At 39.8% G+C, this 12,033-nt stretch carries 7 protein-coding genes and 1 pseudogene; 7 read left to right on the top strand and 1 reads right to left on the bottom strand.

Annotation, left to right across the window (positions count from 1 at the left end; all coding sequences use genetic code 11):
* Positions 1–305 precede the first annotated feature (305 nt).
* From Q0486_RS13160 to Q0486_RS13130, 7 genes are all read left to right on the top strand, one after another.
* The gene (locus tag Q0486_RS13160) at positions 306–2,639 is read left to right on the top strand and encodes an outer membrane beta-barrel family protein (RefSeq protein ID WP_299234212.1); all 2,334 of its coding nucleotides are present in this window, start codon (positions 306–308) and stop codon (positions 2,637–2,639) included.
* A 150-nt stretch (positions 2,640–2,789) separates the two neighbouring features.
* Entirely contained in the window at positions 2,790–4,652 is a 1,863-nt protein-coding gene (locus tag Q0486_RS13155; protein ID WP_299234209.1) for a hypothetical protein, read from the top strand.
* 189 nt (positions 4,653–4,841) lie between these two features.
* Positions 4,842–7,169, top strand: a complete 2,328-nt coding sequence (locus Q0486_RS13150; protein WP_299234206.1) for a TonB-dependent receptor — start codon at positions 4,842–4,844, stop codon at positions 7,167–7,169.
* 19 nt (positions 7,170–7,188) lie between these two features.
* Entirely contained in the window at positions 7,189–9,519 is a 2,331-nt protein-coding gene (locus Q0486_RS13145) for an outer membrane beta-barrel protein (protein ID WP_299234203.1), read from the top strand.
* A gap of 198 nt (positions 9,520–9,717) precedes the next feature.
* Positions 9,718–10,257 (top strand): DUF4840 domain-containing protein, encoded by a 540-nt coding sequence (locus Q0486_RS13140; RefSeq protein WP_299234201.1) that lies wholly within the window; start codon positions 9,718–9,720, stop codon positions 10,255–10,257.
* A gap of 53 nt (positions 10,258–10,310) precedes the next feature.
* The gene (locus tag Q0486_RS13135; protein WP_204405108.1) at positions 10,311–10,619 is read left to right on the top strand and encodes a hypothetical protein; all 309 of its coding nucleotides are present in this window, start codon (positions 10,311–10,313) and stop codon (positions 10,617–10,619) included.
* 2 nt (positions 10,620–10,621) lie between these two features.
* Positions 10,622–11,455: a hypothetical protein gene (locus Q0486_RS13130; RefSeq protein WP_299234195.1), complete on the top strand. Its 834-nt coding sequence runs from the start codon at positions 10,622–10,624 to the stop codon at positions 11,453–11,455.
* Positions 11,456–11,607: 152 nt separating this feature from the next.
* Here Q0486_RS13130 and Q0486_RS13125 read toward each other — a convergent pair.
* Positions 11,608–12,033: pseudogene (locus tag Q0486_RS13125) on the bottom strand (PD-(D/E)XK nuclease domain-containing protein); the annotation flags it as partial.

Genomic DNA, 12,033 nt, shown 5'->3' with positions numbered 1-12,033 from the left:
TAAGTGTCTCTTCCGTATCCCAGAAGAAGTTCCGTCTGAAGAAGCATTTGAGTGAATCGTTGGAAGGTGGTCTTAATGAGGATATGACACTAGATAGGTTGGTGGCTGAGTTCTGAAAATAGAAAATGTAGAGATTGACATAATTGTATAATACGGCATAATGCACATATAATCAGTGTGTTATGCCGTATTTTGTTAATGATTAAATGTAGAGATACTTTTTAGAAGGTGTATTGTTATATGTTCTAATTTTGCATTCGGAGATATAAACCATGAGCAATAATAACCTAAAAAGTATCTTTATAATGAAAGCGATTAAAATCTTTTTATTAACATCTTTAATGGTCTTTTTGCCTGTAATTCTATCCGCACAGACTATAAGCGGAAAACTGGTTGACGAGAAGAACAAACCACTGCCTTTTGCTAATGTTGTATTACTGTCTTTGCCGGATTCTGCTTTTGTTAGCGGAACCATCAGCGGTGAAGACGGATCTTTCACTCTGGAGGCAACATCGGAAAATCAGTTGGTGAAAATATCCTCTATCGGATATAAGACCGTGTGTAAGCCGGTATCTCCGGCAAATATTGGTATCGTGCAGCTCGTATCGGATGCACAGATGCTTGGTGAAGTGGTGGTAAAGGGTGATTTGCCTAAAACACGCGTTAAGGGTGATGCCATGGTCACTGAGGTAAAGAACAGCAAACTGTCTTATGCCGGTACAGCCAATGATGTATTGCGCAAGTTGCCTGGTGTGGCAGATGTAGGCAACGGTTTGCAAGTGTTGGGACGAGGAACACCGGAGTATTATATAAACGGACGTAAGGTACGTGACCTTTCAGAACTTGACCAGTTATCCAGTACTAGTATTCGGAATGTGGAGGTCGTGATGAACCCGGGTGCTCGTTATGATGCATCTGTGAAGGCTGTTATACGTATTAATACACAAAAAACGGCAGGTGAGGGTTTTGGCTTTGACAATCGTTTAATGGGAGATTACAACAAGAAAGCGGGATGGCTGGACCAGTTCAATTTTAATTACCGCAAGAATAACTTTGATTTGTTTGGCCTTTTGTTTTATTCTGACAGCTATTACTGGAAGACTCATCAGGCTGTTCAGGATACTTATCTGGATAAACACTGGAAGCAGGAAAGTCTTACCGATGTGGAAAGCCGGAGCAGGACATTTACCGGTAGGCTGGGTATGAATTATGTGTTTAATAACAATCATTCGTTGGGCGCATATTATCGTATCTCAAGGCAACCGTATTACAAAAATTATATGGATGTATATACCGATGTCTTCAGTGATGGAACGGATTATGAATCTTCTGACAACTCTTCACTCGGCTTTAATGATTATACCAAACATACTCTTGATTTGTATTATAACGGCAATCTTGGTAACTGGCGTATGGAAGTCGACGGTAATGCCATCTGGCAGACAACTGATGCGGACAACCTGGTCAATGAGCAGATAAATGCCATGGACGGAACCAACTCTGTCCGCAATGTAACTACATACAGTGACACTGAATATGAATTTTACGCTGCCAAGGTTGTATTGTCACGCCCTTTATTGGGAGGTAATTTCTCTGTTGGTGCAGAATACGGATATATGAACAGAAGCATGGACTATCGTAATCCTGAAGGTATCATATCCGACAGTAAAGATGAAATTAATGAGAACAACGCTTCTGCCTATGCAGAATACAGCAAGGCATTTGGCAAAGTAAACGCTCAGCTGGGCGTCCGATATGAGTACGATGATTTTGATTATTATGTAAATGATGAACATCAGAAAGATCAGAGTAAAGTTTACCATAATGTGTTTCCTTCGGCATCGCTTTTCTTCCCACTGGGAAAAACACAGGTTATGTTACAGTACAGATCGGAGATACAGCGTCCGCGTTACTCACAACTGAGCAGCCAGGTGGCATATATCAATCGCTATACTTATGAAGGCGGAAACCCGTTGTTGAGACCTGTCATGACAAACTCACTTAACTTAGGTGTATCCTACCGATGGTTGTCAGGGCGTGCCGGATACCAGCATGTTAAAGATGATATCTTTAATACAAGTTATCCATATTCAAGTGAAGATCCTACCATCGCATTGATAAGCCAGAACAATTCTCCTGCTTATGACATGCTGTTTGTCGCTATAACTGCCGCTCCTACCATAGGTAAATGGTCGCCTTCCTGGACAGCCAGCTTGAACAAACAATGGTTGGAGGTGGAAAGCCATGAAGGTTACATTAATCTGAACAAGCCATTGTTTATGCTTAACTGGGACAACAGTCTTGAATTGCCTATGGGATTCCTTTTAAACATGGGTGTCAGATGGATGAGTATAGGCGATATGCAGAATACCAGATTGGACGAACAGAGCTGGTCGGTAAACGGAAGCTTGCATAAATCTATCATGAATGGCAGAATGAGTTTTCTTCTTCAGGCAAATGATATCTTTAATACTCAAAAACAATACGGAACTTTATATTCCGGAGAGGTGCGTACTATCAAGATGTATAACGACCCCAATGCACGCAGTGTCAGCCTGACTGTCCGCTATAAGTTTAATACAACCAGAAGCAAGTACAAGGGAACCGGTGCCGGTGACAGCCAGAAGAGCCGTATGTAAGGATATTTTGATTCAATTAGTTTAAAAACTCTCTTAAATTCAGATTAGGGTGGCTTTAGTCATTAAGGCTGCCCTTTTTACTTAACAAAATGTACGAATTGATGTGTATAGTGTTGGATTATTTTTATTTTTGCATGAAATTTTTGTGAAATGAGAAAGATAACCCACTATATTCTGTACATTCTGATTGCTTGTACAGCCTTTTTGAATATCCAATGCAGCGGAAACCGCAAGGAGAAAACACCGCTTCCGGAACTGCTTCATGCGGAATCTGTGATGTTCGACCACCCGGACAGTGCACTTCATATTTTGGAGACCATGCCGATGCCTTCATCACGCTGGGATAAGGAGAACCATGCGCTGTGGTGTCTGTTGGTGACTCAGGCTCAGTACAAACAAGTGATGAAAATCTCCTCTGATTCCCTTGTGAGGATTGCATACAATTATTACAAGCCTACCGATAATGCCCGCAGAAAGGCGATGGCAGCCCTTTATATGGGGGATATCAATTATGAACTCGGCAATATAGAGGAAGCCATGCAGTATTATCTGCAAGGTAAAACAGAGGTGGAGAAAACAGACGATTATAAGACCGGATATCTGATAATGTTTTCTTTAGGGAAGCTGTATTTGTTCCGTAATTTTGCTGATTATGCACTTGAAGCTTGTACCACAGCATACGATTATGCAGTTAAGGATTCGAATAAGCGTTATCAAATGACTGCTTTAAGATACCTGGCCAGGAGTTATTGTCTTACAAATGAGCTTACAAAGGCAATCGATACATATAATAAATGTGCTTCATTAGCTTTGGAATTAGGACTTGGAACAGACCGATATTATTATAAAGTTCAAACTGAGATTGCTTTAGTGTATTCCAATAGCGGAAACTTGGAAAAGTCTTTGGTTTTGTCAAAATCATTACCGGTTGAGTATCAGTCAACAGTTCTTATAGGTAAGAATTACTATTATCTGAATGAACATGACTCTGCTTACATCTATCTTCAAAAATCATTAGACACTGATAATGTTTATACGAAAGCTCTGATATATGAGTTATTATATAAAATAAGTGATAGTCCTAGGTACCGTAAATACCTGAAGACCTATTGCGATTCACTTCTTTTTTATAACGATTCTATCATAGCTCTTGATAAGGGCAAGGAAATTATCGCCTATAAGGAGAAGTACGACCACCAGAAACTCATTACCGAGCAGCAGCGTCTGAAGCTGGAGAAGGCGGATGTGCAGCGTATGCTGTTCATCATTACAATATGCCTTATTGTGGTTATAGCTGTTGTAGCATATTTTTACCAGAAACGTCTTGTCCGTAAGGAAACCACTATCCGCAAACAATCCGAACAGCTACAGGACTTCATGCTTCAACTGCACGAATACGAGACACGTCTCATGCAGAACAACCGCTATATGGAGGAACTGCAGGAGCAGATATCTCATCAGGAAGTTAATGCTGAAGATATAGAATCATACCGTGAACAGATAGACAGTCTTCAGTCAGAGAATGGCAGGCTGTCTGAGAATATAAACACCCTGCAACAGCATATTGCCGAATATACTTCAAGACTTGACAAGGTCCGCCGTGATACAGAGAAATTCCGTAGCATATCAGAAGAGAACCTTAACCTGAAGCAACGTGAACGTATGCTTGCCGACTATGTTGTAGATAATGACAGATTGGTGAAGGAACTTAGGGAGAAATGCCGTGTTCTGGATGATATTGAATGGGAGACTTTGGAACAAATGTGTGAAAGTACTTACGGCAATTTCGTGAGCCGTCTTCAAAGTATCTGCCCGACACTGACTAAGCAGGAACTTCATCTTTGTATCCTAATCAAGCTCCGTTTCAACAACACTCAGATGTCGGAGATATTCGGTGTAAGTGTCTCTTCCGTATCCCAGAAGAAGTTCCGTCTGAAGAAGCATTTGAGTGAATCGTTGGAAGGTGGTCTTAATGAGGATATGACACTAGATAGGTTGGTGGCTGAGTTCTGAAAATAGAAAATGTAGAGATTGACATAATTGTATAATACGGCATAATGCACATATAATCAGTGTGTTATGCCGTATTTTGTTAATGATTAAATGTAGAGATACTTTTTAGAAGGTGTATTGTTATATGGTATAACTTTGCATTCGGAGATATAAACCATGAGCAATAATAACCTAAAAAGTTTCTTTATAATGAAAGCGATTAAAACCTTATTATTAACATCTTTAATGGTCCTCTTGCCTGTAAGCCTATCCGCACAGACCGTAAGCGGAAAACTTATTGACGAGAAGAACCAACCTTTATCATACGCCAATGTGGTACTTTTATCCTTGCCGGATTCTGCATTTGTTAGCGGAACTATCAGTGGTGAGGACGGAACTTTCACTCTGGAGGCCACATCGGAAAACCAGATAGTGAAAATATCTTCTATCGGATATAAGACCGTATGTAAGCCGGTATCTCCGGCAAATATTGGTATTGTACAGCTTGTTTCGGATGCACAGATGCTTGGAGAAGTGGTGGTGAAAGCTGATTTGCCCAAGATGCAGCTGAAAGGTGATGCAATGGTTACTACTGTGCAGGGAAGTATCCTTGAAAAGGCAGGGACAGGGGAGGATTTGTTGGACAAGCTTCCTGGAGTATCAGCCGATGATGGAGAAGTCCGTGTGTTCGGTGCGGGTGCTCCGGAGATTTATATCAACGGTCGTAAGGTACGGAACAATTCCGAACTGAGCCAGCTTTCTTCCGATAACATCAAAAGTGTGGAAGTGGTGAACAATCCTGGTTCGCGCTATGACGCGACAGTGAATGCCGTTATCCGAATCAAAACCAAGAAGCCGCAGGGAGAAGGTTTCGGTTTCGACAACCGTTTCTATACAGAGTATCGTTATGACTGGACGGTAAACGATGTATTTGATTTCAATTATCGTAAAGGAGGCTTTGATTTGTCGGGTATGATTTCGGGTAATGACAGACGCAGCGAAAACAACAAACACATCGAACAGGAAACTTTTCTGGACCGCACATGGACGCAGAAATCTTATTTGTATAACTGGAAACATATTCAGAACATAGCTGCAATGCTGTCACTCAATTACCAGTTTAATGAAAACCATTCACTGGGTATGCGTTATAATTATGACCGCACTCCTAAATTTCACGATGATATTGATATGCAGACGGATGTAGCTCAGAACAATATCCCTTATGAGAAAAGCAACAGTGGGGGATGGCAGAATCATGTAAGTTCAGGGCATACGCTGAATACTTATTATAACGGACTGGTGGGAGACTGGCATATTGACTTTAATGTAGACGGAATTTGGCAGGAGAATAGAATACCGCAGGAAATGCTGGAAGAAATTCTTTCAGCAGACGGTGAACGGAAAGAACAGACTGTTACGAGTGAGAGCAATGATAAAAATACACTGTATGCGGCAAAACTTGTGGCGGAACATCCGTTATGGAAAGGAAATTTTTCGTTAGGCAGTGAATATACTTATACCAATCGTCTGAACAGTTATAGGAATGTTGAGGGAATTCTGGATAATGACGAAAGCCGCATCCGCGAAAACAGTTTTGCTCTTTTTGCAGAATACGGTTTCCGTATCAGTCAGTTACAGGTGAGGGCAGGAGTACGATATGAGCATCTGGCATCGGATTATTACGAGGAAGGAAAGCGAATAGACGAGCAGAGCCGTACATACGATAATGTGTTTCCTTCCGTTTCTCTTTCGTTGCCTGTAGGCAAGGCCCAGTTGCAGTTGAGTTATACCGGAAGCATTTACCGACCTCCTTACTGGATGCTCCGAAGTAGTACTACGTATGTCAACCGTTATACTTACGAAGGCGGAAATCCGTTTTTGCGACCTTCGGTTATAAACAGGCTTTCGTTTAATCTTTCGTACAAATGGTTGTATTTCAATACACGTTATATTCATGGCCGTGACGCAATCATTCAACTCAATCAGGCTTATTCGGAAGATGACCCGACTGTTTCTTTGTTCAGTTATTACAACAGGTATGCGTCGGATAAACTTTATTCCAGTTTGACACTTGCTCCAACCATAGGTATCTGGTCTCCTCAGCTTACGCTTATGTTACTTCAGCAGTGGTACAAAATAGATGTACTCGGTAGCGTGGAAAATTTTAATAATCCTATTGGGTCGTTTACGTTCCGTAATCACTTCAGTTTGCCGCTTGGATTTGGCTTGGATATAGATTTGGGAGCAGATACTCCGGGAGATAATGAAAATGCGTATGTAGCTGAAGGTTGCTGGTATGCTAATGTGGGATTATATAAAAGTTTTTTTAATGAACGTCTGAGTGTCAGGCTTCAGGCTGATGACTTATTCAATTCCAGCGCAGCAAAAACTGTTTTGTATAGCGGAAACAGGGTTATGACGATAAATCAGGAAGTTCGCCGCAGTGTAGGTTTGACCCTACGTTATAAGTTCAATGCTGCAAAGAGTAAGTACAAAGGAACCGGAGCAGGGGATAGCCAGAAGAGTCGTTTGTAAAACATTTAAGACTATAAAAATGAGAAAAATTAGAACATTTTTCATATCTGTCTGTGCCGTTGTTTCAGTTGGAGTATCCGCACAGACCGTAAGCGGAAAACTCATTGACGAGAACAGCCAGCCGTTGCCATACGCCAATGTAGTGTTGTTATCGCTGCCGGATTCGGCGTTTGTAAGCGGAACCATCAGCGGTGAGGACGGTACTTTCACTCTGGAGGCAACATCACAAAACCAGATTGTAAAAATATCATCTATCGGATATAGAACCGTTTGTAAGCCTGTATCTCCGGCAAATATAGGAATCGTGCAGCTCGCTTCGGATGCACAGATGCTTGGTGAAGTGGTGGTAAAAGGCAATCTTCCTGTTACACGTATCAAGGGAGATGCTATGGTAACTGGAGTGGCCGGTACTGCTTTGGAAAAAGCCGGAACTGCGGAACAGATGCTTGACAAGATACCTAATGTTACCTCGAGAGATGGCGAAATCAATGTTTTCGGCCGTGGTACTCCTGAGATCTATGTCAACGGTCGGAAACTGCTTGACAACTCTGAACTGGACAGACTTTCGGCAGAGAATATAAAATCTGTGGAAGTGGTCAATAATCCGGGAGCAAGATACGGCGCGGAAGTAACCTCCGTAATACGCATCATCACCAAGAAAGCGGAAGGCGAAGGATTCGGCTTTGATAACCGTGCCATGTTCGAGTATAATAGAGACTGGAGCGCACTGGAACAGCTTAACTTCAATTACCGAAAGGATGGCTGGGATTTGTCCGGTATGCTGTATGGATCAAGAATGTACGGTTGGATAAGAAAAGAAGTTGTACAGGATACTTATTTGCAGGAACACTGGCAGCAGAAATCCACCACATTCAATGACTGGACTTCCAAAAACTTTAACGCCCGGTTAGCCGTAAACTATACCATTAATGAGAATTCGGCTTTAGGAATACGTTACGATTATCACAAGACTCCTTATTCAAATGCCTTGATGGAAACTAATACGGATGTGTATCGTGACGGTGCTTTGTCGGAAAAGACATACAGCCCCAACATCATAGACAATGGTTCCGAATATCATCAGGTGAATGCCTATTATAACGGCAGAGTCAAGGACTGGAGCATAGACTTGAACCTGGACGGATATTGGGATAAGAGCGATAAGGCAAGCTATCTTGATGAAAAGACAGAACTGGCTGACGGAAGCGAGAACAATCGTTATGTATCTATCTTCAATGACATTGACAACACGCTTTATGCTGCAAGGCTGATTCTTTCCAGACCTTTCTGCGGTGGTGAATTCTCGTTTGGTGGTGAATATACTTATACGAACCGCAGGAACGTCAACTTGAATCCGGAAGGTATTGTTTCGGACGATGACAGTCGGATTCGCGAGAATATGGGTGCGGCATTTGTGGAATACAGCCGGAAGTTTGGCAGCGTACAGGCTTTAGCTGGATTGAGATACGAGTATAATGCATCCGATTATTTTGAGAAAGATATCCGTGTGGATGAGCAAAGCAAGAACTTCAGCAATCTGTTTCCTACGCTTTCCATTGCATTTCCCGTCAACCGTGTGAATTTCCAGCTGGCTTATCGTACTGACATAGCAAGACCTTCCTATTGGGATTTGAGAAGCAGCGTTCTGCTGATAAACAAATATACCTATGAAACCGGAAATCCGTTGCTTGCCCCTAAGTTTACGCATAACCTTACTTTGGGAGCTACATACCGCTGGTTGCAATTGTCTGTAGGATATAACCGTGTGAAGAACGATATTCTCAATGTAACCAGTCTGTATGACGAGAATGATCCTACAATCATGCTGATGTCACTTGCCAATGCGGAAGTATACGACAAGATTTTTGCCGGTGTGACACTTTCTCCTACTATCGGTATCTGGAAACCACAATGGCGATTCCAACTGAACAAGCAGTGGTACGATGTACAGACTCCTCAAGGCAACCTCAGTCTGGACAATCCGATGGGTACGATTATATGGAACAACAACCTGAGTCTGCCTTTGGGCTTCATGCTGGATGCGGATTTTATGTACACAAGTAAGGGAGACATGAAGAACGGCAGATTCCTTAAACCTTCCTGGAGAATGGATATGGCATTGCAGAAGAGTCTTCTCAATGACAGACTGAATATCCGTCTGGACGCAACAAACCTGTTCAACAGCTATAAGCGTGATTTTATGATGTATGTAAGCAATATGCAGACCATGCACATGACTGAAGAACCGAATAACTGTACAGTCAGACTAACTGTCCGCTATAAGTTCAATACAACCAAGAGCAAGTACAAAGGAACCGGAGCAGGTGAGAGCCAGAAGAATCGTATGTAAGAGTAAAAAATGTAAGTACCACAGATATAATGTTATAATTAGCAGAATATTAGACTCTTTTTTACAAAAAAATGGAGGATAGAATCCGTATTAGATTATAAACACTATATTTGCGATATTAGCTGATTTGAATGATAATCTAGTACAAATAATTGAGTTAATTAAAGTATTATGAAAACAAAAAATCTATTTGGAATAATGATATTGTTCCTGTTAACATTTACCATTATTAGCTGTAATAAAGAGGAAGAGGGCTTTTCTAAAGAAGAAGTACAACAGATGCTATTCGACATGAAAGGAACCTATCATGGCACTGTACAAGTAGACTATTATCAAGGTTCAAGTATAACAGAACTTCAGAATGCAGTAGCTGTTTCACGCGATTCACTCAAATTCAATATGTCATTATTACCATATGTAGAACTGATTTCAGATGAAGGCCTGTCGGAGCGCCTGCGTGAAATTGGAGAGGTGGAAGTTGTTGCTGGTTATGATTTTCATCAGAGTGACGGTTGGAATATAAATTTTGGATTGCGACCTAAGGATGTCGACGTATTAGGCGGTTATGGAGCACCTCCTTCTATTCGGATTGTTTTTGCTCAGACTTTTGGTGGGGACGCTGAAGTAGGACATAATTTCATAATGTTTAATATATCACCTCTGGAATTATGGGTTGATGGTAAGAAATATGAAGATTTTCCACGTTTAGTTTACCACTTTAGAGGTAATTATGAATAATAATTAATAGTAAAAAGTCGCACGAATTTAGAACTATAAACTTCAAAATAAACATGAGTAATTTTACGAAAATATTTATATTATTGGTTGTTTCTATAAATAGTTCTGTATTTTTTGCTGGAACGGAAAGCAATAATAAGATCAACAATGCTGATACATTAACTGTAAATGCATTAAATGATTCTTTAACCAATGATAATACAACTTTATATAAATCAATTATACTCAACAGGGATAGTTTTCGTTATTATTTAAATAAACCATATAATAAGGAGAGCTTTAAATTCAAATATGATTCATTCAAGGAAAAGATGAAAGATCCTTGGATAGGCGACATTTTGAAAGAAATTTTCTTTAGATGATTATGAAGCCCTTTTTTATATCATTAAGTGTGTTATTTGCAGTTATTACTACTGCAAGTTCTCAGTCTAAACTTGTTTTCAGGGATAAATTTATGTATTCTGATACACAAATATTCCATGCTAAAAAAGAGTTTACAATATCTTCCTTAATTGATACAGGATGTTCTTTGTGCATTCTTGATTCAATTTTTGCCATTGATTCTTGTGGAATAAAAGAAAACACATTAGAAACAATTTATGTTAATCAAAATAGGACAAAAATTTCTAGTACTATTATTGATTCTTTATTCTTCTGTGGTAAAATATACACTAAAGTTCATTGCCTTGTCGCGGATCTTTCTGGTATTTATCAAAAATATGCACCTAAGTTTATTATAGGAGCAAATATCCTTAAACAAGGGGCTTGGAAATTTGATATGGAAAAAAGTATTATTGAACCCTATGATTGTAATAAAAAAGTAAAAGGGGTTGTTTACAAGTGGAAAAATCACAGACATTATTCAGATGTAGCAATTGATTATATAGTTTTAGAAGGAAAGGTTGGCAAAAAAAATACTCGTTTTATATTTGATACGGGTTGTAGAAATAATAAATTGCAATTAGACATCTATGATGGACCAAAAGAAATAATACAGAAAGAATCGGCAGATATCGGAAATAAATTATCAATTAAAACAGAATTGTTGTGCAGAAATGTAAAATTCAAAATAGGAAAAGATGATTTTATATTGGATTTCATAATAGGCAATAATAAATTAGGTCTTTTAAATATAGAATTCCTACAAGGTCATTCTTTTATTCTAAATTATCATAAACAAATACTAGAAGTGCTTTGATTGTTTTAAATAACTCTATAGGAGTTCATTAAAGAGATTTGTAATCTCGTCCGCATAAATAGTAGTATCACATTTTATAAGAAGTTTTTCATTTATATTATATTCATTATGATTATTGCATGATTTTGCGGTATGCGGTAGATTATATTTCGCTAATTTACTACCCAGTCGCTAATCGTACCGGTTTCAGAAGAGAATGATGCTCCGATCTTATAGACTTGGCGGCCGTCTGTTGCATATTCACGCGCATATCCTTTTTCCTCTATCTGCTGAAGTGCCTCTTGGGCCGTACCGTCCAGTTTGAACTCAAAGATATACACATAGTCCGATGTTTCCACTATGCAGTCCACACGTCCCTTGCTCTGAACTTTCTCTGCATAGACAGTATAAACACTCACTAGACGCATAATGAGATAGAAGGTGTTATACAGTTGGTTGCAGATATGACAAAGCCACCATTGTAAGGAATCCGCCTTTTACCTCATTGTTCGGGAAATCAAGAAGAAAGGTGTTGAAATCTCTATCGTAAGCCTTTATTGTAAGATATCCGCTTTGATATATCATAGGCAAAGGGCGTT

Source organism: uncultured Bacteroides sp. (assembly GCF_937912035.1).
GTDB lineage: Bacteria > Bacteroidota > Bacteroidia > Bacteroidales > Bacteroidaceae > Phocaeicola.
The sequence above is the reverse complement of the archived record's forward strand: the minus strand, read 5'-3'. Positions and strand labels throughout refer to the sequence as shown.